Consider the following 25,596-nt stretch of genomic DNA (forward strand, 5'->3'; position numbering starts at 1 on the left):
CATCGAGGGCCCCGTCGGGAGGACACAACTCAGGCCCGGCGGCGCAGCTTGCGGCGCTCGCGCTCGGACAGTCCGCCCCAGATCCCAAAGCGCTCGTCGTTCTCGAGTGCGTACTCGAGGCACTGCGCGCGGACCTCGCAGGAGGTGCAGATTTTCTTGGCGTCGCGGGTCGATCCGCCCTTCTCGGGGAAGAATGCCTCGGGGTCGGTCTGCGCGCACAGCGAGTCCACCTGCCACGAGAGGACGCCACCGGGCGCCTCGCTCTCGGTATCGATACCCGGCCGGACCCCGGGAACGCCGAGGCGCACGGGATCGACGAACCAGTCCTCGGGGACTCCGGAGTGTTGTTCCGGAAGCGTCATGCCGTCTCCTACCCCGCTTGCGAACCGATGAATGGCGAGCCACTCCTTCTGGAGCCGCTGCCTAGGTAATTACAGCGGTGTCATTCGCCCAGGTCAAGTCGCGGACTCTAAACCCTCAACCCGCCGTGGAGGGTTCATGACACACCGGCGTGTCGCGACCGTGAGTTCCGGTCAGAACGCGGTCGCGCTGCGGGCTCGCCATGCGCTCTCGACCATCTCCCCCAGGGTGTGCCGCATCTCCCAACCGAGATCGCGGGCGGCGGTCTCGCCCGAGGCGACGATGCGGGGCGGGTCTCCGGGTCGGCGCGGTGCCACCTCAGGCGTGAAGTCGATGCCCGTGCTCTCGGCAATCGCGCGCATGATCTCGCCGACAGAGGCGCCGGACCCGCTGCCCAGGTTGTAGGCGGGGTCGATCTGCTCGCCCGCCGCCAGTCGGCGAGCGGCCGCCACATGTGCCAGTGCAAGGTCGGCGACGTGGAGATAGTCGCGGACGCAGGTGCCGTCCGGTGTCGGGTAATCGTTGCCGTAGATCCTCGGGGTGCGTCCGGCAAGAAGCGCCTCGAACACGAGCGGGAACAGGTTGTGCGGGCTGGTGTCGTAGACGTCCGCGGAGCCAGAGCCGACCACGTTGAAGTAGCGGAGGGAGGTGTGCCGTATTCCGTGCGCGCGCCCCACGTCCGCGAGCAGCCACTCCCCGATCAGCTTCGATTCGCCGTAGGGCGACTCCGGGCTCTTCGGCGTGCTCTCGGTGACGAGATCCACATCGACCGCGCCGTAGACGGCTGCGCTCGAGGAGAAAACGATCGATGTGACGCCGGCCCGCTCCATCGCCGCGAGGACGCGCATCGTGCCGACGACGTTCTGCTCGTAGGTGTGCAGCGGCCGTTGGACCGAGACTCCGGCGTACTTGAAGCCGGAAACGTGCACGACTCCCTCGATGTCGTGCTCAGCGAACACGCGGTCGAGCAGCGCCTCATCGAGAATCGAGCCCTGATGGAACGGGACCCCCTCCGGCACGAATGCCGCGTGCCCTGAGGACAGATCATCGAGCACGATCGGTTCGATTCCCTGCGCAGAGAAAGCGCGCACCACGTGGGCCCCGATGTACCCCGCTCCTCCGGTGACCAGCCATGCCATCCGCATCCTCCTTCGAACCCGGCGCACGAGTCCGCTCGCCGAAAGACACCTTAGCGGCGCGCAAGACGGGCCGAGCGGTCAGTCGCGACCCTGCTTCGGCGCTGCTCCAGCAGGAGGGCCGACAGGCGTCAGGGGCCGGGTGTCAAGGGCCAGGCGTTCGGGGCATAACCTCACACCGTGGCGACGAACAACGTCCCGCGCCCGGTCACCGACAGCGCGCCCTCGGACGGCGTCACGAACACGCTCTCGCCGCGCTCAACTCTCGCCGAGCCCTCCGCGCCGGCAAGGGAGAACGAGCCCTCAGTCGCGATCGCAATCGCCGGTCCGTGCAGCACCACGCGCGCAGCGACGTCCGACTCCGGCTGCACCACGGCCAACACGAAGTCGGGCACGTCCGGCCGGTACACGCGGACGCCGGGCGCCGCCTCCTCGGCCGGCAAATACGGGACAGGCAACGGCGAGAAATCGAGCACGCTCATCAGCTCGGGGACGTCGATGTGCTTGGGCGTCAGCCCGCCGCGCAGCACGTTGTCGGACGCGGCCATCAGCTCGACTCCCGTGCCGGCGAGGTACGCGTGGATGTTTCCCGCCGGCAGGTAGAGCGCCTCGCCGCGCGCGAGACGCACGCGGTTCAGGAGCAGTGAGAGGACGATGCCCGGGTCGCCTGGGTAGCTCCCGGCGAGTTCCCCCACCGTGACGGTCTCGGGGCGATCGTCCCCCGCACAGGCGGTGACGACGGCCGCTACCAGCGCGGAGACCTCGGCGCGATCCCCGTCCGAGAGGAGCCACGAAACGGCGCGGCGAAGTACGACGGCAGGGTCGCCATCGAGCGTGGCCGCGAACCGCGTGATCGCCTCCGCCGCCTCCCCCGACGAGCGCCCGGCGAGTTCGGAGAGCAGCGCGCGGGCGGCCTCGGGCTCGCGGAATCCGCAGAGTGCCTCGAAGCTCTCACTGAGCGCGTACATCAGCTCCGGCTTGTGGAACGGGTCCTTGTAGTTGCGGTCGGCAGCGTCGCGAGGGATGCCAGCCGCCTCCTCCTCGACAAAGCGGCGGCGGGCTGTGTCGGCGGAGGGGTGCGCCTGGAGCGAGAGGGGGCCTCCGGCGGCGAGGATCTTGAGCAGGAAGGGCAGGCGCGGACGTCCCGAGACCGGGTCGACCGACCCCTCCACTCCGGCGAGCGCCGCCTCGGGCTCGCGTGCAATCCATTCGGCGAGGGTGTCGGCGCCGACGGAGGCGGGGTCGAGAATCCGTGCGGGCGATCCGGGGTGCGCGCCAAGCCAGAGCTCGGCCTCCGGCGCTCCGGAGGGAGCCGTGCCCAGAGCCTCGGAGATGCCGGTGAGCGACCCCCAGGCGTAGTCGCGGGGAGTGTTGCCGATCGGGATAAACACGGGAACTCTGGCCTTCCGTCTGGGGAGTAGGTCGGAGGCGCTCGTCCGGATCCGCCGGGGCCGCCGCGCCCGACGGTAGCAGGATCCACAACGCCGACCGGGGAGGAGGGCCCACCTGTTGGTGCTCGCCGCCAGAGGACGGCGCGCTCGCACCGGTCGTTCGTACGCTGAGCCGAGCGGTACCGTCGCCACCCACGACGGGCAGCGGTGCAGCATCCGATAAGCAAGGGAGCATGGAGCATGGACAGCACGATCTTCGAGACCCTGGCGGCCGACTTCTACGGGTTCGAGGCGAGCCTCTCCCCCGCCGAGAAGGAGCTGATCGTCGGCGTGCGCGCGTTCCTCGAACAGGAGGTCCGGCCGATCGCCGACGACTACTGGGAGCGCGCCGAGTTCCCGCGGCAGCTGATCCCAAGCCTCCACGCGACCGGCATCATCGGCCTCTCCTGGCCTAAGACCCGTTCGATCGAGAACTCGGCAGTGTTCCGCGGCTGGGTGGCGCTGGAGTTGGGCCGCGTGGATGCGGGCATCGCGACCTACGTCGGCGTGCAGAACGGGCTGGTGATGGGGGCCGTCGGCGTCGCCGGCTCCGAGGAGCAGCGCGCGGAATGGCTGCCGAAGCTGGCCTCGGGCGAGGTGATCGGCGCGTTCGGCTTGACCGAGCCGCACTCCGGCTCCGATTCGGCGCAGGGACTGCGCACGACCGCCCAGCGCGACGGCGACTCCTGGGTACTCGACGGCGAAAAACGCTGGATCGGCAACGCAACCTTCAGCGACGTCACCGTGATCTGGGCAAAGGACGTCGCCGACGGCCAGGTGAAGGGCTTCCTCGTGCCCACGTCGACGCCCGGCTACCGGGCCACCTCCATCGCCCGCAAGCAGAGCCTGCGCACCGTGCAAAACGCCGACATCGTGCTCGAGGGCGTGCGGGTACCTGAGTCGCTGCGCCTCCAGGGCGCCGACTCCTTCCGCGACACGGCAAAGGTCCTCCGCCTCACCCGCGCGGAGGTCGCCTGGCAGGCCATCGGAGTCGCGATCGGCGCCTACGACGCCGCGCTGCGCTACGCGAAGGAGCGCGTGCAATTCGGCAAGCCGCTTGTCGGCCACCAGCTGGTGCAGGACCTCCTCGTGAAGAGCATCGGCAATATCACCGCGAGCATTGCCCTGGCCACCCGCGTCTCCGAAATGCTCGACGCCGGTGAACAGCGCGACGAACACTCGGCTCTGGCCAAGGCCTACGCGACGGCCCGGATGCGCGAGACCGTGGCGTGGTGCCGCGAGGTGATGGGCGGCAACGGCATCGTTCTCGACTACGGGGTGGCCCGCTTCTTCGCCGACGCGGAGGCCCTCTATTCGTACGAGGGCACCCGCGAGATGAACACTCTGATCGTCGGCCGCTCGATCACTGGCACCGCCGCGTTCGTGTGAACGTCCGCGCTGCGCGGTGCGGTTGAGGCGCGCAGTGGCCACTAGCGGACGACGTGGGCCGACGTGAAACGGACCGGTCCTGTGGGGTTGGTCTCCACAGTTCCTCTACAGGCCGAAGATGTCACATGCCGCTTGCCCGCGGAATTCGGCTTGCTCTCCCTGGCTGCGGATAAGCGCTCAGGCTTTTTCGCGGCAATACCGCGCGACGTGTCGCCAGTCGTGATCGCGCCCCGTGCGACCGATCTTAAGCCTCGACTCCGCTGGAGCGAACACAAGGCAGGGCTCGACTCCTGCTGACGTTCCGTCAGGGATTCCATAGGGGACGGCGACCGAGACTAACGCAGCGTCCACACTTATCCGGGAAAACTTTTAGCGCCCTCATCGCTCGCGCCGTCGTCGCCCGCTTTATCGAAGTTTACTCCTGCCAGTTACGGCATTCCCCCCGGGGGTAATCTTTTGCTAGAATAGTGCAGTGATTGAATCCGAAGAGCGTGATGCAGACGGGTTGCTGCGGCAACTCGTCGCCTCCGTATCGGCGATCCCGGACCCGCTCGAGCGGGCGACTGAGTGTGTGCGCGTCGGAGACGAGGTTCGGGGACTTCATTCGCAGCTTGCGGATGTGCGACGGCGGGCGATCTACGAAGCGACTCTAGAGCCGGGAGCAACGGGACGTAGCGTTGCGGCCGAGCTCGGAGTGAGCGCGAAGACCGTCTCACAGGCCTCGGCTGAGTACCGCCGCGCGGATGTGGAAACCCTTCGCGAGCTTGTTCTCGCTGCCAAAGCTGCGAGCCCGGGGGATGCCGATGTCGCCTATGCGGAAGCGATGCTCGCGAGCACGACTGCGGTCGGTGTTCTTGCCCGTGTCGTTGTCAAGCTGTCGGATCAGTGGCACTGCTCGGTCGACTTCGACTCAGACGACGACCACTGGTGGAAGATTCAAGACGGCTTCGAGCGCGCTCAGTACCTCAGTAATTTAGCAGGGTTGGAGAGATTCCGGACCGCGGTTGCTGACGATGCCGATGCCGATGCGATCGACCCTCACACTCCTGCGATCCTGCGGTGGCCGTGCAAGCTTCTCAACGCAATGCCCGGTATCAGCGCATTCGCGACGACGGATGAACATCGAGAGCGCCCGGTTTGGACCCTCTGGTGGAACATCATGTCTGCCGACAGCCACGTCGACATCTTTTCGGCCGGCCCGTCCGGTGACGGCTGGCTGGTCTCGGAATGGCTTGTATGGCTCGTCCGCGACTACCGAATGGCTGGACGTTCGATCGAATCCACGGTGACCGCTCCTCCTCCCATGCTTAACGAGCCGGGCAATATGTTGACGTTTGCGATCGAAGCGTACCTTGACGGCGAAGATGCCGTGGACCCCCATGAGTTCGGCCGGTCGATCGTCAAGCTCTGGGGCGGAGCGGGCAGCGAGCGGGACAGGACTGGCTATTTTGAGGTCGACTGGCCTGCTGAGGATGAGATGTGAGCGGCGCCTCTCTGTTCGTCGACGAGTCGAAGGCGAAGGATTACCTGCTGATTGCGGCGGCGATCGTTCCTCGCGACGTCGTGGATTGTCGACGCGTGGTCCGCACATTGCTCCTTCCTGGCCAGCCTCGACTGCACATGAAGCAGGAGAAGGAGTCGCGAAAGCGGCTCCTACTCGACACGTTCGCTGAACTCGAGACCACGCTGACAATCTTCCGGGCGCCGCGCGGTCTCGGCAGCGAGGTCGAGCGTCGTCGGCGCTGCCTCGAAGAACTCGTCGGCACCATCGGCTCGGTCGGAGGACGTCTCTGTCTCGAGCGCGATGAGACGCTGGTCGCGCGCGACAAGCAGTGCATCATCGAAGCAACCCGCCGCGCTTGTAGTGCTGGCACGTTGGAGTATTGGCACGAGTCCGCAGCCAGCGAGCCACTCCTTGCTATTCCGGATGCTGTGGGGTGGGCGTGGGCTCGTGGCGGCGACTGGCGGCGGCGGGCCCAGCCGATGATCAGTGAGGTGATCGACATCACGCCTTAAACACGCGAAACCCGAGCGCCGCGTCCATTCCGGACGGGTCTCGGGCTCACTTCCTGGGGCTCAACGCCCCGGGCTTACAAAATTCTATATCTCCGTGGCTCTTCCGAGCAACACACAAATCACGAGCGACGGCCGCCACGGGGCCTCCTGCTGAGACAGCGAACGCATCGCAGAACTGGTCGGCTGCGCCCGCGTCTCCACCGACAAGCAGGATGCCCAGGTGCGGCGTGAGGCGCTACGCGCGGTCGGAGTGTCGGCGGATCGGGTCTGCGTCGGCGCCGGCCTCACCGGATCCAACCGAGAGCTACCTTGCGCTGCGCGAGACTATAGCCGCGTGGGGCACCGACTCGACGCTCTTCGTGACGACGCTCGACAGTCTCACTGGGTCGATCACCGACGGGCGCGACGATGCTGACGAACTCTGCAAGGGGATGCAGTTGACCACTAGCAGTCCAGGTCACGACACCAGAGATCGTCCGGCTGCCGTTCACCGCCCTCGCGATAATCGCAGAGTTCGAGGGTGACCTGATCCGACCGCGGACGCACGAGGCCATGACGATCGCGAAGGGGAAGCCGCGCGAGAGCGAGCCCAAGCCCTCCCGAAAGCTCAAGGCGCACCTACACACGAAGCCCCGCTCGGGTCCTTATCACGGCGCCAGTCACCGAGCACACCTCGCCTGAGGCGCCGCCGCCGCACTGCGCCCGCTCTCTAGACTGGTCGCCATGATCCGACGCGCCGCCCCCGCCGCTCCTCGAGTGCTGGCGGTGGCGGTTCTCGCGGTGCTGCTGGCCGGTCAGTCTGTACGCAATTGTGTCGGCTGGTGGGGCTGGGGCGCGGTCGTCGCCGTCCTCCTCATCGCCTCGATCGTCGTCCTCGTGCGCGCCCGTCCGCGCCTGCGCTGGGCGCGCACCCCAAAGTCGCTGGTCGCTTTCCTCGCACTCGCGGTGCTCTCGCTGCTGTGGTCGGCGTATCCCGGCGCGAGCGCAATCGGAGTGACCGCACAGCTGGCCACGACGCTCGGCGGCGTCGTGCTCGCCCTGACCCTCAGCACCGGTGAGCTCGTGACCGCGCTGGGGCGGGCGCTGCGAATCTCGACCGGGCTCTCACTGCTCTTCGAGCTGGTGGTCGCGGTCGTCGTCCGTCAGCCGCTCCTTCCCGTCGGGATCGACGTCCCCGCCGACGGGCGCGTTCCCGCCGCGTTTTACTGGTCGCAGGCCGCCCTGTTCACGGGCGAGCCGATCCAGGGCATCGTCGGCAACCGCAACCTGCTCGGCTTCCTCGCTCTGCTGGGGCTCGTCGTCGTGGCACTCGAGCTGGCAGCGCACTCGATCCACCGCCGCTGGGGGGTGGTCTGGATCGTCCTCTTCGCCGCCTCGCTCGCGCTCACGCGCTCCGCCACCGTGCTGGTCTGCGCCGTCGCCGTCGTGCTCGCCGCCGTCTTCGCGCTCTGGGCGCGCCGCCGCGGCGAATCCGGACGGCGGCCCGTCTACCTCACCGCGGCCGGCCTCACCGTGGTCGTGGTCGCGGGAGGCGTCGCGGGCTGGTCCGCGTTACTCGCCCTCCTCGGCAAGAGCGAGGATGCGACCGGCCGACTCGACATCTGGCACTCCGTCGCCGAGCTGGCCGCGCAACGTCCGATGTTCGGCTGGGGCTGGGTCAGCTATTGGGCGCCGTGGGTCGCTCCGTTCGACACGCTGGCCGAGCGCAAGGGCGTCCTCTACCTCCAGGCTCACAACGCCTGGCTCGACGTCGCGTTCCAACTCGGCGCTGTCGGCCTCGTCCTCTTCGCCGCCGTCGCGGTCTCAACCCTCTGGCGCTCGTGGTTCCGGGCGGTCGACCGCCCGAGGCTCACGGCGACGGAGGTTCTGCCCTACTCCGCCGTCTCCCTCGCGCCGCTCCTGCTCGTCGTCGCATTGCTCGCGCAATCCCTCGTCGAGAGCCGGATCCTGATCGAGGGCGGCTGGCTGCTCCTGGTACTGCTCGCCGTGCAGACCAAGCAGCCCGCGTCCGAAGCGGCCGATGTCCTCACCTCGGCACCGCTCCCTCTCGCGAGTGCCCACCCGAGGCGATGAGGCCCCGCCGCCCCTCGGTCCCCTCCTCCGTCGCCGACGCGGCGGCCTCGCCGCAGTTCGCCGCGGCCCTCGCGCAGACAACCCTCGTCACCGTTCTCTGCGCTCCCGCCGTGCGAGGGATGATCGGTTGGCCCGGCTACATCGCGGCGATCGCGGGCCTGACCATCCTCGCCGCAGTCATGCTGGTCCTGCGCCGCGGCCTGCTCGACTGGGAGGGTCTGCTGCCGACGAGCATCCTGATGTTCCTCGGCTGGATCGGCCTGAGCGTGATCTGGAGTGGATACCAGTGGGCGACGGTCACGGGGGTTGCTTACCAGTTCGCGCTTGCCTTCCTCGCGATCGCGATCGGGCTCACTCGCGACGTGATCCAGATCATTCGCTCGGTCGGCGACGTGCTGCGATTCGTGCTGATCGCTTCGATCGCCGTCGAGGTGCTGGCCGGGGTCCTGATTGACCGGCCCCTGCGCTTTCTCGGCGTCGAGGGCTTGCTGGCGCTCGGCGGGCCGATCCAGGGGCTCGTGGGCACCCGCAACCAGCTGGGGCTCGTCTGCCTTCTGGCGATCGTGACGTTCTCGGTTGAACTCATGACTCGCTCCGTCGCCCGCGGCCCGGCGATCGCCTCGATCGTGCTGGCGGTGGTGACCCTGCTCTTCACCCGCTCAGCCGTGAGCGCCGGCGTCCTCGCGGTGGCCGCCGTGGTCGCCCTCGCCCTGCGCTGGGTGCGTCACGGCGACGGCACTCAGCGCCGACGGAGGCAGTACATCGTCCTCGGCGTCGCCGTCGCCGCGGCCCTGACCGCCTGGCTCCTGCGCTACCGCGTGATCGAACTGCTCAACGCGGGCAGCGAGTTCGAGTTCCGGCTGCGGCTCTGGCAGCAGGTCTGGCGCTTCACCGACCTCGCGCCGATCATCGGCTGGGGCTGGGTCGGCTATTGGCGCACCGACCTCTCCCCCTTCGTGGCCATCGACTCTCTCTCCGGCCGACCGCACTCATCGAGCCTGAATGCGCTGTTCGACGTGGCGCTGCAGGTGGGCGCGGTCGGAGTGGTGCTCTTCGTCGTGCTGGTGGGCCTCGCGCTCTGGCGCTCCTGGCTGATCGCCTCCGAGCGCCGTGCGGTCGTTCATGTCTGGCCGGTGCTGGTGCTCGCGGTGCTCATTATCACCAGCCTCGCCGAGAGCTCGATCCTGCTCGACGCGGGTTGGCTGCTCGTCGTGCTCTGCGCGATGCGGGCGGCGCAGGGGCTGAGCTGGCGCCGCCTGTTGCACCCGCGCGACTGAGGCCGACCGACAGAAACGAACCAGCGGTCACCGGCGGCGCTGCTCCCCCACCGCGCGAAACACCGCGAGGTGCTCCTCGCGGCAGCGCTCCCAACTGAAGCGGCGTGCCCGCTCCACACCCCGGGGGCCGAGCTCGGCGGTCCTGGCGATCGCCTCGAGAATTCCGTCGGCGATCGACCGCGGCTCTAGCGGGTCCACGTAGACCGCGGCCTCACCGCAAATCTCGGGCAGCGAGCCCGAGTTGGCCGCAGCGACCGGGCAGCCGGAGGCCATCGCCTCGATCGGCGGGAAACCGAATCCCTCGTACAGGCTCGGGAACGCCAGCACCGCGGCGCGACGGTAGAGGTCGGCGAGTTCTTCAGGAGTGACGTGGCCGCGCCAGTCGACAAAGTCCGGCAGCGGGCCGAGCCGCTCCAGATCGCCTCCGGTGAGCACCAGACGCAGGGCGTGTCCCTCCGCCCGCAGCAGCCGCATCGCCTCGAAAAGGCGGGCGTGGTTCTTGTGCGGCCAGGCCCGCGCCGGGTAGAACACGAAGTCCTCGCGCGGGCCGAAGTTCGGGGTGAAGCGTTCGGAGTCCACGCCGAGGTGCGACACGTGGATCCGCTCCTCGGGGATCTTGAGCAGCTCGACGATCCGCCCTTTCGTGAAGGCACTGATGGTGATGACGGCGTCGGCCCGCCGCGCGGTCGCCTCGTAGGCGATCCGGCGGAAGAAGCGCTCGACACGGGGAAAGAGCTGCGGTAGATCGCGATGCTGCAGGTCGAACACCATCTGCACGTGACCCTGGCGGCGCGAGGGCCAGGGCAGCGGCACGGTGAAGGGGAAATAGAGGATGGTGTCTGTGCCCAGGCGGCGGCGCAGGCGCGGTGTGCGCAGCAGTGCTTGGAGCATCCCGATTGCCCGGCGGCGGTGCCCGGCCCCGCTGACGACTCCGTCCGCCACGAGTTCGGGCACTCCCTCGCTGAAGCCGCGCGCGTTCTCGGGGACGAGCACCCGAACGGTGAGTCCCTCCTCGTCGGGCCGCGGCACCAGGAGGCGCGTCAGCGCCCGGGCGTAAGTCTCGCCGCCGCCCATGCCTCCAGGATCGACGGTGAGCACGGCGAGCGTGACAGGGAGCGGGTGCGGCATGGAGTCCAATCAGGTCCGGGCCGGCCCAGAATACCGGCGGGGCCACGCCGCTCCCGGTACCCGCTGACGCCCGTGGGTAGGATGAAGCCCGCTGTCATCGACCCCGACGAATTGGACCACCACGTGCCTCGCGCTCTGATCACAGGAATCACCGGCCAGGACGGCCTCTACCTCGCCGAGCTGCTGCTCTCGAAGGGCTACGAGGTCTTCGGCCTCGTCCGCGGGCAGAACAACCCCAAGTACGAGCTGGTGCGCCGCACCGTCCCCGAGGTGAAGCTACTCACGGGCGACCTGACCGACGTGTCGAGCCTCGTGCGCGTGCTCGCCGCCGCCCAGCCGGACGAGGTCTACAACCTCGGCGCCATCTCGTTCGTCGCCTACTCATGGGAGAACGCGTCGCTGACGACCGACGTAACCGGCAAGGGCGTCCTCAACATCCTCGAGGCGACCCGGCTCTACGCCGGTGACGACATGTCCCGCGTGAAGTTCTACCAGGCCTCCTCGTCCGAGATGTTCGGCAAGGTGCAGCAGGTCCCGCAGAGCGAGGAGACGCTGCTCTGGCCGCGCTCCCCCTACGGCGTTGCCAAGGTCTTCGGCCACTACATGACCATCAACTATCGCGAGTCGTACGGCATGCACGCGTCCTCGGGCATCCTCTTCAACCACGAATCCCCCCGCCGCGGCCCCGAGTTCGTCACCCGCAAGATCAGCCTCGCGGTGGCCAGGATCAAGCTCGGCCTCCAGGAGACGCTCGAGCTCGGCAATCTTGACGCCAAGCGCGACTGGGGTTTCGCCGGCGACTACGTCGATGCGATGTGGCGCATGCTGCAGCAGCCCGCGGGCGACGACTACGTGGTCTCGACCGGGGAGACCCACGAGATCCGCGAGTACCTCGACATCGCTTTCCAGTCCGTCGGCATCGACGACTGGACCCCCTATGTCACCCAGAATCCCGCCTTCATGCGGCCTGCCGAAGTCGACCTTCTCATCGGCGATGCGACCAAGGCCCGCGAGGTCCTCGGCTGGGAGCCGAAGGTCTCCTTCCCCGAGCTGGTCGCCATGATGGTCGAGAACGACCTCGCCGAGCAGTCCGCTCTGATCAAGTAGCCGCCATGCCGTCAGCGCTCGTCACCGGAGCGAGCGGGCAGGACGGGGGCTACCTCGTCGAGCGCCTGCTCGCCGACGGCTGGGACGTCTCCGCGCTTGTGCGCGGGACCGACGATTCAGCCTTGCCCACCGCCGTGCGCCCTTTCGAGGGCGACCTGCGCGATTCCTCCGGCCTCGGCCGCATCGTCGCCCAGGCGGAGCCGGACGCCGTCTTCCACCTCGCCGGCCTCTCCTCCGTTGCGCTCTCCTGGCAGGAGCCCGTGCTGGCCGCCGAGATCACCGGCACCGCCGTCGCCGCGCTCCTGGAAGCGTCTCTGGCGCTCCAGGAGTCGGCCGGACGCGAGGTACGGTTCGTTCAGGCCTCCTCCTCCGAAATTTTCGGAGCGGCGACCGAGAACCCGCAGACCGAGCAGACCCCGATCCGCCCCGTCTCGCCGTACGGCGCAGCAAAGGCGTTCGCGCACCACCTCGTCGCCGTCTACCGAGGCCGCGGCCTGCACGCCTCCTCCGGGATTCTCTACAACCACGAGTCGCCGCGCCGGCCGCTCAGCTTCGTGACCCGAAAGATCACGGCCGGAGTCGCCGCGATCGCGACGGGCGCCGAGACGGAGCTGTCCCTGGGCAACCTCGACGTTCGGCGCGATTGGGGTTGGGCGCCCGACTACGTCGATGCACTCGTGCGCGCCTCACGCGCCGAGCAGCCCGACGACTACGTCGTGGCGACCGGAGTCGCGCACTCGGTCCGCGACTTTGTCCGCGCTGCCTTCACGGCCGCCGGGATCGACGATTGGGAACAGCGCGTCACGATCGACCCGCGGTTCGCCCGACCCGTCGACGCCCCCGAGATGCGGGGCGACGCGTCCCGGGCCCGCGAGGTCCTCGGCTGGACGCCGACCGTCAGCTTCGAGCAGATCGTCGCCCGCATGGTCGAGAACGATCTCGAGTTGGCCCGCCGCGCGAACTGACCGCACAGATGCACGCGGCCCCCGCTTCCGGTATCGGAGCGGGGGCCGCGTGCATGCGGTGACGTCGGTCAGGCGGTCCTCGTGGTCGCGGTTGCCGCACGTTCCTCAGGAACACCCTCGCCGTCGACCAGGTACGACCAGACCCGTTCGGCGTACTCGTCCCAAGTGCCGCCGTCGATCGCGAGCGCCTCGGCCGAGAGCCGGTCATGCAGCGCGTCGTCGGTGAGGAGGCGCTCCAGAGCGGAGGCGATGTCGTGGTCATCGTGCGGGTCGACAAACAGCGCGCCGCCGCCCAAGGCGACCTCGCGCATGCTGCCGAAGCCCGAAGTGACGACCGGCGTCCCGACCGAGATCGACTCGACGATCGGCAGACCATAGCCCTCGTTAATGGAGGGGAACACCGTGCACCGGGCAAGGCGGTAGGCGCTCCAGAGCAGCGCGTCCGTGATTTTGGACAGCGACCGGACCGGCCGGCCGAAACCCTCGAGCACCTCGAGGCGGTACTCGAATTCGGCGCTGCTCCAGGCGTTGCCGCCGATGAAGACCAGGCTGAACTTCAGTCCCCGACGCCAAAGGATCTCGGCCGCCTGTAGCACTGCGAGGTGGTTCTTGCGCGGTTCGTGGCTGCCGACGCAGACGACGAGCGGCAACGCGCCGGTCACGAGCGAGCGAGCGGCCGTAGCCAGCTCCTGCTCCGAGACGTCCTCGGGCTGCGAGGGCAGCAGGATGGGGAGGATGTCAGGCCCCTGCATCCCGACGCTGCCCAGCATGTGCCGCCAGCCGGAGTATTCGATGGCGGCCGCCTCCGAGATGGTCGCGATGCGGTCCATATGCGAGACGGCCACAAGCGTGCGCGAGAAGGCGGCGCTGATGCCGGTGCTGGCCGTCTCGGCGGTGGTCACCGGAACGCAGTCGAAGCCGATGGTGCCGGTCCGGTTGCCGCTGAACTCGGCGAGAGCCGAGACTCGCGACGTCCGCTCGTCCTCGACGGCAAGCTCGGGCAGGATGTAGGTGCCCTGCCAGGGCACGATCACGCGGGAGCGATCCTCGACGGCGTCGGGAACGTCGCCCGAGACCGCATTGCGGCGCTGCTCCGGCGTCAGCATCACAAGCGACTCGTGAGTGGAGTCCCAGCCGGCCAGGACGATCTCGTGGTCACGGGTCCAGCGGACAAGGCTCTGGCGTACCACCCGCTGGATTCCCGTCGCGAGGCCAGTGCGCGCGGTGTGGTGAACGTCGACCACGACGGCGCCAACGACCACCTCGACCTCTGGGTGGTGGAACCGCGCGAACACGCGGGTGGAGGCGATGCTCGACGCAGCGTGCGCAAGCAGCGCCGCAGTGCCATCGAGCCGAGCCCGGCGGCGCCCGTCGACGACGTCCTCGCGGCGCGGCAGGGTCCCCCGGAGCACGGCCAGCACCAGCCAGACCTCGCGGTCGGAGGGGGCGGGTAGCAGCACGCTGAGCTGCCCCGTCAGCGCGCCGACGCTCTCGAGCGGCTCAACCGACGGCGCGAGCGTTCGCACCAGCGTGGCGAGGCGGTCGACCAGATACTGCTTAGAGCGCACGGGGCGCCTCCTCCTGCTCAATGAGCACCGACGGTCCGATGAGGGCGCTCCAGAGTTCGCGGGCGTAGTCGTCCCAGGTGCGCTCCGGCCGCTCGGCTGCTTCGTGCCGGAGCGAGTCGACCAGCTCAGGGGACGTCAGTAGGCGGCGCATTCCGTCGGTGATCTCTTCGTCGGACTCGGGGTCGATGAGGACGCAGCCGCCGTGCTCGGCGATCTGCGCGGTGCTTCCGTAGCGGGAGGTAAGCACAGGGAGCCCGATCGCGAGCGCCTCTGCGACCGGGAGACCGTAACCCTCGTGCAGCGACGGGAACGCCAGGAACAGCGCCTCGCGGTAGCTGGCGACCAGGACATCGTCGTCGGCGCCGCGGAGGACCTCGACCGGTCGCCCCGCCGCAACCAGCTCGCGCACGCGCGGATCGAACACCTGATGCGCCCACGGGTTGGCCCCGCCGATAAAGCGGACGCGGAACCGTAGGCCCTCCCGCCAGAGGACCTCGGCGGCGTGCAGGACAGCGAGGTGATTCTTGCGCGGCTCCTGACTGCCGACGCAGAGCACGAGCGGCACGCCGGTCGAACCACGACCGTCCGAGCGCAGCCCATCAGGCAGCTCGACGGGCAGCGGCACGGGCACCACGACAGGTCCGGTCAGTCCCTGGGCGGGGAGGGCACGAACGAAGCCGTCGAACTCGAGTGCGGCCGCCGCGCTCACCGTCGCAACGCGCTCGGCGTGCTTGACGACGGCGAGGAAGTTGACGAAACGCACCGTCTCCTCCGGCGGCACGGTGTCCGCGCTCACGACCGGGATCGCGTCATGGCCGAGGATCACGACCTCATTGCCGGAGTACTCGGCGAGCGCCGCGAGGGGCCCGCACTGGTTGTAGTTGGGCACCGAGGGAATGACAACGATGCTGCGGTACGGGACGACGAACTCGGTCTGCTCCGGATCGCCGTGCTCCCAATCGCGCCGAGCCGAGGAGGACCAATCAACGACGCGCTCGTGCTCGATCGCACTAAGGCGCCGAAAGGACATCGAGCCGTGCACCCAAGCGACCGGCACAATCTCCTGCTCCGCGTCCCAGCGCGAGACCGTCTGGCGGACGACGCGCTGCACTCCGGTGTTGTGCGAGTGCCGCGCCGGGAAGTCGACGTCAACGACGACCGCCCCGGTAACCACCTCGACGCGGGCGTCGAGATCGGCAAAACCTGTGGCGGTGCGCGAGCCGGCCTCGAGGAAGATGCGCAGGGCCGCCTCCTCCGGCGCGAGCTCAAGAGCGCGGCGGAACCAGTCGAAAAGCTCGCTCGTCGGGTATGCGGCGGTGAAGGAGACAAGCGCGACCCACGTCAGCTCGTCGTCCTGGCGGAGGCGGATCTCGCGGGCCACCTCGTCGAGGTAGACACCCGCTCCGCGTGCACACAGCGCCGCCCGGCGCTCCTCCGTGAAGAGCAAGGCGCCGATCTGCTCGAGTCGCTGCAGCATTGCCTCCGTGCGCACGGCGCGCGCGGCGACAGCGCTCTCGCTCGTGGCGCTGGGCCGCTCGCTCATCGCGCCCGACCGGACAGGCGGCGCTTAATGAACCGTGCGCTATGGCCAACGGCTCCCGGCAGACCGAGCTGCTCGACGCGGATCTGGAAGGTACGGACGAGGCGCAGGGGCTTGGTCACCCGCCACGACAGCGTGCGCTCAAAGCCAGAGGCGGTCACTCCACCTACCTGAATTCGCTTGACCCATTCGTCGAAAGGGTCATTCAGGAGGGCATCGACCTGTGCGCGCAGTCGGACGAGCTCGGCGCCCTCGGACTCGCGCTCGGCAGGAGGGGGGACGGCGACGGGAGCCGCACGCGCAGGGGCGACGCGCGTGGACGCGGCATCGCCACGCGAGACCGCCGGCGCATGTGGAGTGTCGTCGACGGCGGCCTCCAGGCTCGGGTCGGGCGCGGGAGGAGCGTCCTCTCCGGAACCGCCGAGGACGGGAGCCGGATCCCCTGCGATCTGCGGCTCGGGGTCCAGCGGGACGTCGGATGGCTGCGTGGGCATGGCGAACACCTCGTTCGTGTCGTTCAGTCGGCGAGCGGGAGCAAGACTACCTGCGAAAGGGCGAGACCCGGCACGCCAGCCGCGGCTCCCGGAGAGCCCGCACGTATAATGATGCGGTCCGTCGCCCGGCGGAGGCCGAGAGCTTGGAGTTCCATGCCCAGCAGTGCTGTGGATCGCGCGCGCGCGATCGCCGACGAGCCGTTCCAGATCGCCGGCACCACGTCGGCCGTCGGCGGGGGCTCTGGCGGATTCATTGCCTCCCTCGCCGAGATCCTGCGCCACCGCGAGTTGCTCAAGCTATTGGTCGGCCGCGAGCTGAAGTCTCGCTACAAAGACAGCAGCCTCGGCTTCATTTGGAGCCTCGTCCGGCCCCTGATCATGCTCCTCATCTACTACGTGGCAATCGGGCAGATCCTCGGGGCGTCCCGCGGCGTCCCCAACTTCGCGATCTTTGTCTTCTCTGGCCTCACGCTCTGGGGCCTGTTCAGCGAGATCGTCACCGCCGGCACCACCTCGATCCTCGGCAACGGCGGCCTCATTAAGAAGGTCTACTTGCCGCGCGAGATCTTCCCGGTCGCCGCAATCGGCTCGGCTCTGTTCAACTTCGGTGTCCAGTTCGTGGTCCTTATCGCGGGCGCGTTGATCACCGGCTCGCTGGTCTTCAATCGGAACCTGCTGTACATGGTTCCGGCACTTGCAATCGTGCTGGTCTATGGACTCGCCCTGGCGCTCGCCCTGTCGGCTCTCAACGTCTACCTTCGCGACGTCCAGTTCCTCGTTGAGGTTGGGTTGCAAATCTTCTTTTGGCTCTCCCCGATCGTCTACGCCTGGAACTTCGTCGTCAACGCATCGACCGGCGCCGGCCACGGCTGGGCGGAGCAGCTCTACCTGATCAACCCGATCTCGAACGCGATCCTCGCCTTCCAGCGGGCCATCTGGGGTGACGGCTCGCGCACCAGCGTGATCGAGGGCAACCCGATTGCGCCTCAGGTCTGGCCTCCGGACATGGAACTCCGCCTGCTCATCGTCCTCGCCGTCGGGGTGGTGTTCGTGTGGATCGGCCACCGGATCTTCCGGCGCCTCGAGGGCAACTTCGCCCAGGAGATCTGATCGTGACCCTCACCAGTAAGTCCGACGCTGCACCCGCTTCCGGCGGCGCCCCCACCGTCGTTCGCGTGCGCAACGCCTCCAAGCGCTTTGTCATCCGTAAGGACAAGTCATTCAAGGAGCGCATCGTCAATTTCGGCCGCGGGCGCAAGCACCGCGACGAATTCTGGGCCCTCCGCGACGTCGACCTCGAGATCCCGCTGGGGTCCACGGTCGGCCTGATCGGAGCAAACGGCTCGGGCAAGAGCACGCTGCTCAAGCTCATCGGTGGGATCGTGCAGCCCACCACCGGCACGGTCGAGCGCCGCGGTCGGCTCGCCGCCCTCCTCGAGCTGGGGGCCGGCTTCCACCCGGACCTCACCGGCCGCGAGAACGTCTACCTCAACGGCGCGATCCTCGGCCTGTCGCGGAGTGAACTCGACGCCAAGTTCGACTCAATCGTCGACTTCTCCGAGATCGCCGAATTCATCGACACCCAGGTCAAGTTCTACTCCTCGGGAATGTACGTCCGGCTCGCGTTCGCCATCGCGATTCACACCGATCCCGATCTCCTGCTGGTCGATGAGGTTCTGGCCGTCGGCGACGAGCCGTTCCAGCGCAAGTGCATGGACCGCATCCGGGCGTTTCAGCGCGCAGGCAAGACCATCATCCTCGTCACCCACTCGCTGGAGCAGGTCGGCGAGCTCTGCGACCGCACGATCGTCCTCGAGAAGGGCACCGTCGTCTTCGACGGCGAAACGTCCGAGGGCCTACAGGTCCTCCGCGAGAGCTTCGAGGACCGCCGTGCCGCACGCCAAGAGCGCGAGGCCGCGGCGGCCGGGGCCATCGATGAGCCAGCCCCCCAGCTCATCGAGATCCTGGGCTGCGCGCTGCGTGGCGGCTCCCTCGAGCACGGGGGCACGGTCGTCCGCAGCGGCGAGACGCTGGAATTCGACGTCACCGTGCGCACGAGTCGCCCGGTTGACGACTGGAACATCGGCATGGGAATCGACACCCCGCTCGGCCAGCGCGTCTTCGGCACGAACACCGAGAGGATTGGCACCCCACTGACCGCAGTCGACGGCGAGATGACCGTCACCTTCACGTTGCCCGACCTGCACCTCGGTGGGGGCAACTACGCCGTGCACGCCTCGGCCGCCACCTTCTCCCAGGGCGAAACCATGCGGATCCCAGTCGCCGCGACTTTCACGGTCGAACGCTCCTCCGTGCACGACGGCGTGGTCGACATCGACTCGGCAGTCCGTCTCAGTCGGCCGTGACCGCCCGGCGCGACCGCCTTCTTGTCGATGCCACCGCCCTCACGGCTCCGCGGCTGACGGGGGTCGGCCGCGTCCTACTCGGCCTGCTTCACGCGCTTGACACCGAGGAGATCGCCGAGCGTGTCGATGTACAACTCGTCGTCCCAGCGGGCGAGGTCCGCGCACTGAAGCGCTTCGGATTTCGCACGCTGCGCCTGCGGCCGGTCCCACTCCCCCGGCTCCTCTGGAGCGCCCTCACGCGGCTCCCGGCCCCAGGGATCGATCTGCTGCTCGGCCGCGGGGTCTACCTCTTCCCCAACTTCCGTAGTTGGCCGCTCACACGCTCCCGCTCGCTCACCTTCGTGCACGACGTCTGCTTCGCCGTTCTACCGGATCTGGTGCCGCGGGAGCGTCGCGAGCTGCTCGCTCGCTCGGTGCCGCGCTGGATCGGACGCAGCGACTTCGTGCTCACCAACACGCCGTCCTCGGCTGCCGAGGTCGAGAGTGCACTCGGGGTCGATTCCGCGCGGGTACGGGTCCTGCCGACAACCATCGACGCCAAACTCTTCCATCCCCGCGGCGATGCGGAGGTCGCCCGCGTCCGCGCGGAGCACTCGCTTGGCTCCTATCTCCTCTTCGTCGGCTCGATCGAGCGGCGCAAGAACCTGGTGACCCTGGTCGACGCTTACCGTCTCGCCGATCGACCCGATGGGCACACGCTCCTGCTCGTCGGCGGCGATGGCTGGGACAACGAGGACGTGCACGCCGCTGTGACCCGCGCGGTCGTTGCGGGAGCCGACGTGCGGTTCGCCTCCGCTTACGTACCGGATGACGACCTGCCTGCCCTGCTCACGGGTGCCGATGCTGTGGCGATGCCTTCCTGGCACGAGGGATTCGGGCTGCCTGCGCTGGAGGCTGTCGCCTGCGGGACGCCGGTGCTCGCCGCCGACATCCCGGGCCTGCGGGACGCTCTGGCAGGCCGCGAGGACGATGCTGTGTTCACGGCCCCCGGAGACCGGGCTGGCTGGACGGTCGCGATCGAGCAGGCGCTGCGCTCTCCCCGCCGGGTCCCCGCCGGTCCCATTCCCGGCTGGGACGTCGCCGCTCAGCAACTCCTCGCCCTCGCCTTCGAGGAGCCGAACTGGCCACGCACACGGTGAAACCGTAGAGCGGCCCTCGTCTCGGAAACGGCGACAGACAGAGAGGGCCAAGGAGAAGGCACAACGAGACAGACGTGTGCCGGCTCGCTGGGAGAGCACAACGGACGAATTCTAGAGAGAGTGTATTCAGTGAGAGAAGGGACGACAGAACCGGGCCGCCCTGAGAAGACAGGGCTGACCCGGCTCACTTCACTCACCGATCAGGCATGAATCCTCTTCGTAGCATTCCAACCCGTCTGATCCACGCTCTTCGCATTCTGCGGCATCGTGAAGGAGGCGTTGCCTTCTCGCGGGCTCGCTCGTCGGCGAAAAGACTCGTTGTCGCAACGCTGTGCGTAGTCTTTTGGCAGAGCACGAGTCTCCCGATGCGTCAGCAATAGTTGTAGCACGGAGCCCGTTATGCCCAGCGATTCGGATGAGCTTTGCGCAAAAATGGGCGCGCAGGCCAGATGAGTTGCCGCAAAAAATGAAGGAGCTTTTCGCCTACTACGATCGCCGTTTTCTGCGCTGCTGCTCACTCCAGAGCCACTGCCACCGAGAGAGACGATGCACACTGTGCTGGAACCACCACAGCGCGTCTCAACCGGACCGGGAACGGGAAACCGGTCAGGCAACGCTCTTCGGCCGCTGGGGAGAAGTTCGGCGCTCAGAGGCGGTGAGGACGACCACCGGACTGGTCCGCAACGGCGGCCGCATCGTCCTCGAACAGAGCAGCGGCGGCCGTCTCTGCCTCGCGCCGCTCGACTGATCCCCCCGAGCGATGGTGGCCGAACACCCAGAAGCGGTAGAGCAGGAACCGGAATCCGGTGGCCAGGGCGAGACCGATGACGTTGGCCGAGATGTTGTCGGCAACGAGGTTGTCCAGCCCGAGAATGTAGTGCGACACGTATAGAGGCAGAAGATTCACCAGCATGCCCGCGACGGCTACCACGCTGAATTCGGCCAGCTCGGCAAAGTAGTTCACCCGCCTGTGCTCACGAAAGGTCCAATAGCGATTACCGAACCAGGTCACGACGGTCGCGGCGCTGACGGCAACCACCTTTGCACCGATCGGTCCTGAGAGCAGGTGCTCACCGCCAATCCCGCCCGCGCGAAGCAGATTGAAGACGGTCACATCGACGACCAGTCCGAGGATGCCGACGACACCAAACTTCAGCGCATATGACACCAGACCAGCGGAGGCGGCTCGAATGAGCGCGATCGGCCCCTGTCGAACGGCGTTGCCAGTGACATTCACGCGGGCGCGCACCACGACGTCAGGTCACCGCGCTCAGCGGCGGACGAGTACGGGCCCCCTCGCGGATCCTGATCCGCAGGAGGATCCAGAGGGCTTCAAATCCGTCCTTGACGGTAATCTTTTTGCCCTCCTCCCGACTCCGGGCCTTGTAGCTGATGCCGACCTCATAGGGGCGGTAGCCGCGAGCGAGAAGCTTGCCGGTCACCTCGGCCTCCATCCCGAAGCCCTTTTCGCGGATGTCGAGCGAGCGGTACAGGCTCAGCGGCATCAGCTTGAAGCACGTCTCGACGTCCGAGATATAGGCGTTGAAAAGGATGTTCGTGACGAGGTTCACCCCCTTGTTGTCGAGGAGGTACCAGTAAGAGAACGAGGTGTGGCTGCCGAAGGTGCGGCTGCCGTAGACGAGCTCCGAATCGCCGGCGAGAACCGTCTCGAGCAGGGGGGGGATCTCACTCGGCCGGTACTCCTCGTCGGCGTCGCAGACGATAACGTAGTCACCAGTCGCCTCCTGGACAGCGCGTGTAGTCGCTGCGCCTTTCCCCTGATTTCGGGCCTGATGGAATACCCGGATCCGCGGGTCGTCGAATTCGTCGAGTATCTCGCGCGTGCAATCGCTACTTCCGTCGTCCACGATGACCAACTCGATCTCGACGGCCTCCTAGTAGGTGACAGTGAGGACGCGGTCGACTGTCTTCCGCAGTGTTGCCTCCTCGTTGTAGACCGGCATCAAGATCGATAATTTTACCGAGTGACGCTCTGTTCGACACATCATCGGCGAACCAGCGCACGGTTCGCGCCAGTCCCTCGTCGATCGGCACCGATGGCTCCCAGTCGAGAATCTCGTGGGCGCGGGTGATGTCGGGCCGACGGCGCTGGGGATCGTCGACCGGTCGAGGTCCGTACTGGACCTCGGATCGACTTCCCGCGAGCGCAACGATTCGGCGAGCGATCTCGCCCAGCTGTAGCTCGTCGACCGACCCGAGATTGATCGGTCCCGAATTCGACGAATCGACCATCCTCAGAACGCCCTCGACCAGATCTTCGACGTAGAGGAGGGAACGGGTCTGGGTGCCGTCACCCTGCATCGGCACCGGCAATCCGGCGAGTGCCGCCTTCACGAATGCCGGAACGGCGCGGCCGTCGTTGATGTCCATGTTCGGCCCGTAGGTGTTGAAAATCCGCACGACGCCCGTGTCGACTCCGAAGCTGCGGCGGAAGGCGAAGGTGAGAGCCTCCGCGTACCGCTTTGCTTCGTCGTAGACGCTGCGTGGTCCGTTGGGATTCACGTTGCCCCAGTACTCCTCGTGCTGCGGGTGTACCTGCGGATCGCCGTAGACCTCCGAGGTCGACGCGAGGATGAATCTGGCGCCGTCGCGGCGCGCAACGTCGAGAAACGCCTCCGTCGCCACCGAGCCCGCATGCAGTGTCCCGATCGGATGCTCCAGGTAGCGCGGAGGTGATGCCGGCGGCGCGAAATGGAGTACCACGTCGAAGGGCCCCGTGATGCAACGGGCATTGGCCGCGTCGTCCTCGATGATCGTGAGGGCGGGGTTATCCAGATGAGCAGCGAGGTTTCGAGTCGATCCGGTCAAGAAGGAGTCGAGGACGACGACCCGGTTACCGCGCCGCAGGAGCTCGATGGCGAGGTGCGAACCCACGAATCCGGCGCCGCCGGCGAGGAGGAGAGTACGTGTCATGTGGTGCGGTTTCAGTCGAGACGGCGGGCTGGGCGGCGGCCTCCCGGCAGAACGTGAAGAAATTACCATAAGGTTCCCTTCGCGCCCGGCCGGCCACGCTTCCGGCTGGCGTACCCCCCGATTGGAAGAACCAACACCGGACGATCCTCGAGGCCGCGACCGCCACCACTCCCACAGGCGGGCAGCGCCGCCACCGCTCGGCACTCGTGCTCGATCTCGGATTCACTGCAGGCGCTGCGCTCCTCTCAACGGCCCGCGGGCTGCACGATCTGCGGATTAGACCGCGGAATCTCGGAGAGCGGTGGACGTTCGGCGGCCCCGACCAGGTGCTGCACTACGCGATCTTTTCGAGTGCGAGGGAAGCGTCTCCGTTCCTACCCAACGGCCGACTCGGATGTCTCGCGACGCAGAACTTGTTTTTCGCGCCACTGTTCGATCCGTGGTCCGCTCTCTTCGTGGCGATCGTCGGCTTGTTCACACCGGACGGCATCTGACTGTTCAAGGTCTACAACGTCGCCGGCTTCGCTGCCGTCGGAGCGACGGCATACGTCTTCTTCCGCGCTCTGCGCCTGCGCCGAGCCACGTCGCCGACGCCGACTCGTCCTAGGCGACGCCGCGCACCCTCGCCTGGCCCACGCTCGCCCTCGGATCACTCCTCGGCCTCATCGCCCTACAGCTCGGTGTGCTCTCGAACAATCAGGGCGACCGCTACGAGAAGTACTTCCAGGGCCGGATCTCCCAAAGCAATCGGTTAGCTGACGCCTGCGACGACGCAAGGACCCCCGGCGCATTCGAACGCGAGTACAAAGCCTCCGGCGCCTGTGCGGTCCTCGTCGACACCTTTGCCTACGTCGACCGACCCGACGATTGGAAGACGTTCGTCAACGCGATCGCCGACGCCGACCGGCCAGATGTTACGAGCACGGACCAGGACAGGCGGTGGCTGCTTTTCGCCACCGGCTCGTGAAAGCGCACTCGCGATTCACGAAGTGCGACTGGTCAAGCACCGGGAGTTCTTACTGTCGCGATTCCGGGTCAAGTGCCGGGCCGGTCCTCGCGGCCCAGCTGTTAGCGGTGCTTCCCGCCGAATCGGATCGCCACGACCAGCAGGAGGTTCTTCAGCAGAGTGTCACCCGGGATCTTCGACGAGCCGATCGTGCGGTCGAGGAAGACGATCGGGATCTCCCTCACGCCTTTCGCCTGTCGCAGCGCGCGGAACTTCAGCACAATCTGAAAACCGTAACCCGCCGCCCGGATCGTCTCGATCTGCAGGGTCCGCAACAGGTCGGCGCTGAAGAGATTGAAGCCCCCGGTCCAGTCAGTGATCCTCGAGCCGAGAAACAAGCGGGTGTAAAGGTTTCCGCCGCCACTCAGCAGCTTGCGGTCTAGAGTCCAATCCGGCGTTCCCCCACCGGCGATGTAGCGGGAGGCGACCACGAAATCGGCCCCGGCGCGCACCTCGCGCAGGAACGCGTCGATGTAATCGGGGTCATGCGAGAGGTCAGCGTCCATCTGCAGCAGGTAGTCGTAGCGCCGCTCTGCCTCGAGGAGGTGCTGGAACGCCCAAATGTAGGCGGCACCGAGCCCCTCCTTTTTCTCGCGCGAGAGCACGAGGACCTCGAACGTGTCGGAGCCGAGCTCCTGCGCCAGCGTCCGCGCCCTGTCGGCCGTGCCATCCGGGGAGCTGTCGTCGACCACCGCCACCGTCAGGTGGAAGTCCGGGTTTCTTGACGCGGCGAGCGCGACCCTCGGCAACAGCGTCGCGATGTTCGCGACCTCGTTGTAGGTGGGCACGACGACGGCGAGGGAGCGCATAGACGAGGACATCCGTTCTTCGAGTGCACCGGGGGCCGGTGAGAGCCCTGCGAGTATAACGATCCGGTGATCGCGCCCCTCCGAGGCAGCCGCGGTAGCGTCATAGTGTCCCGCGGACTCTCTCAGGAACATGCCACTGCCCACACGGCTGCGGGCGGACACCGGGCGGCTAGCATGAGGGCTTGTGCGCGGCGATTCACCCCTTGTCCGTGCGCCCCGGTGGACGACCGTCGGAGCCCGACGGTCGGGATCGACGCCAGAGGGGGACGGGACACCACAGATGAAGAAACTCCTCGACTCGCAGAAGGTCCGGTTCCTCGTAGCCGGCTGTACCAACACCGCGATCGACTTCCTCATCTTGAACGCACTCGTACTTCTCCTGCACCTGCCGACGCTTGTCGCGAACGTCTTCTCGGTGCTGGTCGGCATCACGATTTCCTACGCGCTCAACCACTTCTTCGTGTTCCGCCACCCGGGACGGGTCTCCGTCGCCACCTTCCTCAAGTTCTTCCTCGTGACGGGATTCAGCTCGCTGGTCCTGCAGTCCGTGATCATCTATGGCTTCGAGGTCTTCTTCGACACCCGCTTCGGCAACTCGCTCCTCTTTCTGCCGAGCTCGGGTCAGAATGCCTTCCTGGCGATCAACATCGCGAAGGCTGTCGCGGTCCTCGTTGGCCTGGTGTGGAACTTCTGCATGTACAAGTTCGTGGTGTTCCGCCGGCCCGTACACGATGCGATCCCCGCGGTCGAGACAATTTCTGCCGCCGCTGTGGCCGTCAGCACCGAGCCGGTCGACATCAGCCGCTGAGGCGCCCACGCCCGGAGTTTCGCTCCCGCCCCGTGCTAGCCTCATCGAGTT

23 protein-coding genes are annotated in these 25,596 nt (G+C 67.4%); 12 read left to right on the forward strand and 11 right to left on the reverse strand.

Translation table 11 applies throughout. From position 1 onward, the window contains the following. Positions 1–29: 29 nt before the first annotated feature. The 3 genes from HRF29_RS04545 to manA all read right to left on the reverse strand — a co-directional run bounded on the left by HRF29_RS04545 (position 30) and on the right by manA (position 2,887). Positions 30–362, reverse strand: coding sequence for a WhiB family transcriptional regulator (locus HRF29_RS04545; RefSeq protein ID WP_173245191.1), 333 nt, complete (start codon positions 360–362; stop codon positions 30–32). A gap of 171 nt (positions 363–533) precedes the next feature. Then, on the reverse strand, positions 534–1,499 hold the full coding sequence (gene galE, locus HRF29_RS04550) for a UDP-glucose 4-epimerase GalE (protein ID WP_173245194.1): 966 nt from the start codon (positions 1,497–1,499) through the stop codon (positions 534–536). Positions 1,500–1,669: 170 nt separating this feature from the next. After that, positions 1,670–2,887, reverse strand: coding sequence for a mannose-6-phosphate isomerase, class I (manA, locus tag HRF29_RS04555; RefSeq protein WP_173245197.1), 1,218 nt, complete (start codon positions 2,885–2,887; stop codon positions 1,670–1,672). Positions 2,888–3,127: 240 nt separating this feature from the next. Between manA and HRF29_RS04560 the strand changes: the two genes are divergently transcribed. The 5 genes from HRF29_RS04560 (at position 3,128) to HRF29_RS04580 (ending at position 9,681) form a co-directional block, all read left to right on the forward strand. Beyond that, the gene (locus tag HRF29_RS04560) at positions 3,128–4,315 is read left to right on the forward strand and encodes an acyl-CoA dehydrogenase family protein (protein WP_173245200.1); all 1,188 of its coding nucleotides are present in this window, start codon (positions 3,128–3,130) and stop codon (positions 4,313–4,315) included. A gap of 472 nt (positions 4,316–4,787) precedes the next feature. Next, complete coding sequence (locus HRF29_RS04565) at positions 4,788–5,798, forward strand: hypothetical protein (protein WP_173245203.1); 1,011 nt, start codon at positions 4,788–4,790, stop codon at positions 5,796–5,798. Continuing rightward, positions 5,795–6,331, forward strand: coding sequence for a hypothetical protein (locus tag HRF29_RS04570; RefSeq protein WP_173245206.1), 537 nt, complete (start codon positions 5,795–5,797; stop codon positions 6,329–6,331). The genes HRF29_RS04565 and HRF29_RS04570 overlap by 4 nt, the downstream gene beginning before the upstream one ends. 723 nt (positions 6,332–7,054) lie before the next feature. Then, positions 7,055–8,404: an O-antigen ligase family protein gene (locus tag HRF29_RS04575; protein ID WP_173245209.1), complete on the forward strand. Its 1,350-nt coding sequence runs from the start codon at positions 7,055–7,057 to the stop codon at positions 8,402–8,404. Beyond that, positions 8,401–9,681, forward strand: a complete 1,281-nt coding sequence (locus tag HRF29_RS04580; protein ID WP_173245212.1) for an O-antigen ligase family protein — start codon at positions 8,401–8,403, stop codon at positions 9,679–9,681. The genes HRF29_RS04575 and HRF29_RS04580 overlap by 4 nt, the downstream gene beginning before the upstream one ends. 27 nt (positions 9,682–9,708) lie before the next feature. On the opposite strand, the gene HRF29_RS04585 is transcribed toward HRF29_RS04580, so the two are convergent. Next, positions 9,709–10,809, reverse strand: a complete 1,101-nt coding sequence (locus HRF29_RS04585) for a glycosyltransferase family 4 protein (RefSeq protein ID WP_173245215.1) — start codon at positions 10,807–10,809, stop codon at positions 9,709–9,711. A gap of 123 nt (positions 10,810–10,932) precedes the next feature. On the opposite strand from HRF29_RS04585, the gene HRF29_RS04590 reads away from it, so the two are divergent. Further along, positions 10,933–11,916, forward strand: a complete 984-nt coding sequence (locus HRF29_RS04590) for a GDP-mannose 4,6-dehydratase (RefSeq protein WP_173245988.1) — start codon at positions 10,933–10,935, stop codon at positions 11,914–11,916. 5 nt (positions 11,917–11,921) lie between these two features. Beyond that, a complete protein-coding gene (locus HRF29_RS04595) occupies positions 11,922–12,881 on the forward strand; it encodes a GDP-mannose 4,6-dehydratase (protein WP_173245217.1) in 960 nt (319 codons plus the stop codon). Positions 12,882–12,949: 68 nt separating this feature from the next. Here the strand turns inward: HRF29_RS04595 and HRF29_RS15285 are convergent, their stop codons facing one another. Genes HRF29_RS15285 through HRF29_RS04610 form a run of 3 tightly spaced genes read right to left on the reverse strand, consistent with a single transcriptional unit; the run spans position 12,950 to position 16,483 of the window. Beyond that, entirely contained in the window at positions 12,950–14,449 is a 1,500-nt protein-coding gene (locus tag HRF29_RS15285) for a glycosyltransferase (protein ID WP_173245220.1), read from the reverse strand. Next, the gene (locus HRF29_RS04605; RefSeq protein ID WP_173245223.1) at positions 14,439–15,992 is read right to left on the reverse strand and encodes a glycosyltransferase; all 1,554 of its coding nucleotides are present in this window, start codon (positions 15,990–15,992) and stop codon (positions 14,439–14,441) included. Before HRF29_RS04605 ends, HRF29_RS15285 begins: the two co-directional genes overlap by 11 nt. Further along, positions 15,989–16,483 (reverse strand): hypothetical protein, encoded by a 495-nt coding sequence (locus HRF29_RS04610; RefSeq protein WP_173245226.1) that lies wholly within the window; start codon positions 16,481–16,483, stop codon positions 15,989–15,991. The genes HRF29_RS04605 and HRF29_RS04610 overlap by 4 nt, the downstream gene beginning before the upstream one ends. Before the next feature lie 153 nt (positions 16,484–16,636). Between HRF29_RS04610 and HRF29_RS04615 the strand changes: the two genes are divergently transcribed. The 3 genes from HRF29_RS04615 to HRF29_RS04625 are packed head-to-tail and all read left to right on the forward strand — an operon-like array spanning position 16,637 to position 19,988. Then, entirely contained in the window at positions 16,637–17,593 is a 957-nt protein-coding gene (locus HRF29_RS04615) for an ABC transporter permease (RefSeq protein WP_173245229.1), read from the forward strand. Continuing rightward, positions 17,593–18,849 (forward strand): ABC transporter ATP-binding protein, encoded by a 1,257-nt coding sequence (locus HRF29_RS04620; RefSeq protein WP_425503103.1) that lies wholly within the window; start codon positions 17,593–17,595, stop codon positions 18,847–18,849. The genes HRF29_RS04615 and HRF29_RS04620 overlap by 1 nt, the downstream gene beginning before the upstream one ends. Next, positions 18,846–19,988, forward strand: a complete 1,143-nt coding sequence (locus HRF29_RS04625; protein WP_173245235.1) for a glycosyltransferase — start codon at positions 18,846–18,848, stop codon at positions 19,986–19,988. The genes HRF29_RS04620 and HRF29_RS04625 overlap by 4 nt, the downstream gene beginning before the upstream one ends. Before the next feature lie 646 nt (positions 19,989–20,634). On the opposite strand, the gene HRF29_RS04630 is transcribed toward HRF29_RS04625, so the two are convergent. Genes HRF29_RS04630 through HRF29_RS04640 form a run of 3 tightly spaced genes read right to left on the reverse strand, consistent with a single transcriptional unit; the run spans position 20,635 to position 22,922 of the window. Continuing rightward, complete coding sequence (locus HRF29_RS04630; protein WP_343043648.1) at positions 20,635–21,225, reverse strand: GtrA family protein; 591 nt, start codon at positions 21,223–21,225, stop codon at positions 20,635–20,637. Between the two features lie 19 nt (positions 21,226–21,244). Further along, positions 21,245–21,856 carry a glycosyltransferase family 2 protein gene (locus tag HRF29_RS04635; RefSeq protein WP_222929588.1) on the reverse strand — a complete coding sequence of 204 codons (612 nt, stop codon included), beginning with the start codon at positions 21,854–21,856 and terminating at the stop codon, positions 21,245–21,247. Then, a complete protein-coding gene (locus HRF29_RS04640; protein ID WP_222929589.1) occupies positions 21,840–22,922 on the reverse strand; it encodes an NAD-dependent epimerase/dehydratase family protein in 1,083 nt (360 codons plus the stop codon). The genes HRF29_RS04635 and HRF29_RS04640 overlap by 17 nt, the downstream gene beginning before the upstream one ends. Positions 22,923–23,604: 682 nt before the next feature. Between HRF29_RS04640 and HRF29_RS04645 the strand changes: the two genes are divergently transcribed. Beyond that, positions 23,605–23,889 carry a hypothetical protein gene (locus tag HRF29_RS04645; RefSeq protein ID WP_173245238.1) on the forward strand — a complete coding sequence of 95 codons (285 nt, stop codon included), beginning with the start codon at positions 23,605–23,607 and terminating at the stop codon, positions 23,887–23,889. 101 nt (positions 23,890–23,990) lie between these two features. Here HRF29_RS04645 and HRF29_RS04650 read toward each other — a convergent pair whose 3' ends face one another. Beyond that, complete coding sequence (locus HRF29_RS04650; protein ID WP_173245240.1) at positions 23,991–24,737, reverse strand: polyprenol monophosphomannose synthase; 747 nt, start codon at positions 24,735–24,737, stop codon at positions 23,991–23,993. 280 nt (positions 24,738–25,017) lie between these two features. Here HRF29_RS04650 and HRF29_RS04655 point away from each other — a divergent pair, with 280 nt between their 5' ends. Continuing rightward, a complete protein-coding gene (locus HRF29_RS04655) occupies positions 25,018–25,545 on the forward strand; it encodes a GtrA family protein (protein ID WP_173245243.1) in 528 nt (175 codons plus the stop codon). The last annotated feature ends 51 nt before the right edge of the window (positions 25,546–25,596 follow it).

The sequence above is a fragment of the Rathayibacter agropyri genome, from assembly GCF_013249015.1.
Taxonomy (GTDB): domain Bacteria; phylum Actinomycetota; class Actinomycetes; order Actinomycetales; family Microbacteriaceae; genus Rathayibacter; species Rathayibacter agropyri.

Coding starts and splice junctions, on each gene's coding strand:
- HRF29_RS04545 (WP_173245191.1), bottom strand. CDS start 362: ATGACGCTTCCGGAACAACACTCCGGAGTCCCCGAGGACTGGTTCGTC.
- galE (WP_173245194.1), bottom strand. CDS start 1,499: ATGGCATGGCTGGTCACCGGAGGAGCGGGGTACATCGGGGCCCACGTG.
- HRF29_RS04560 (WP_173245200.1), top strand. CDS start 3,128: ATGGACAGCACGATCTTCGAGACCCTGGCGGCCGACTTCTACGGGTTC.
- HRF29_RS04575 (WP_173245209.1), top strand. CDS start 7,055: ATGATCCGACGCGCCGCCCCCGCCGCTCCTCGAGTGCTGGCGGTGGCG.
- HRF29_RS04580 (WP_173245212.1), top strand. CDS start 8,401: ATGAGGCCCCGCCGCCCCTCGGTCCCCTCCTCCGTCGCCGACGCGGCG.
- HRF29_RS04585 (WP_173245215.1), bottom strand. CDS start 10,809: ATGCCGCACCCGCTCCCTGTCACGCTCGCCGTGCTCACCGTCGATCCT.
- HRF29_RS04595 (WP_173245217.1), top strand. CDS start 11,922: ATGCCGTCAGCGCTCGTCACCGGAGCGAGCGGGCAGGACGGGGGCTAC.
- HRF29_RS04605 (WP_173245223.1), bottom strand. CDS start 15,992: ATGAGCGAGCGGCCCAGCGCCACGAGCGAGAGCGCTGTCGCCGCGCGC.
- HRF29_RS04610 (WP_173245226.1), bottom strand. CDS start 16,483: ATGCCCACGCAGCCATCCGACGTCCCGCTGGACCCCGAGCCGCAGATC.
- HRF29_RS04615 (WP_173245229.1), top strand. CDS start 16,637: ATGCCCAGCAGTGCTGTGGATCGCGCGCGCGCGATCGCCGACGAGCCG.
- HRF29_RS04640 (WP_222929589.1), bottom strand. CDS start 22,922: ATGACACGTACTCTCCTCCTCGCCGGCGGCGCCGGATTCGTGGGTTCG.
- HRF29_RS04650 (WP_173245240.1), bottom strand. CDS start 24,737: ATGCGCTCCCTCGCCGTCGTCGTGCCCACCTACAACGAGGTCGCGAAC.
- HRF29_RS04655 (WP_173245243.1), top strand. CDS start 25,018: ATGAAGAAACTCCTCGACTCGCAGAAGGTCCGGTTCCTCGTAGCCGGC.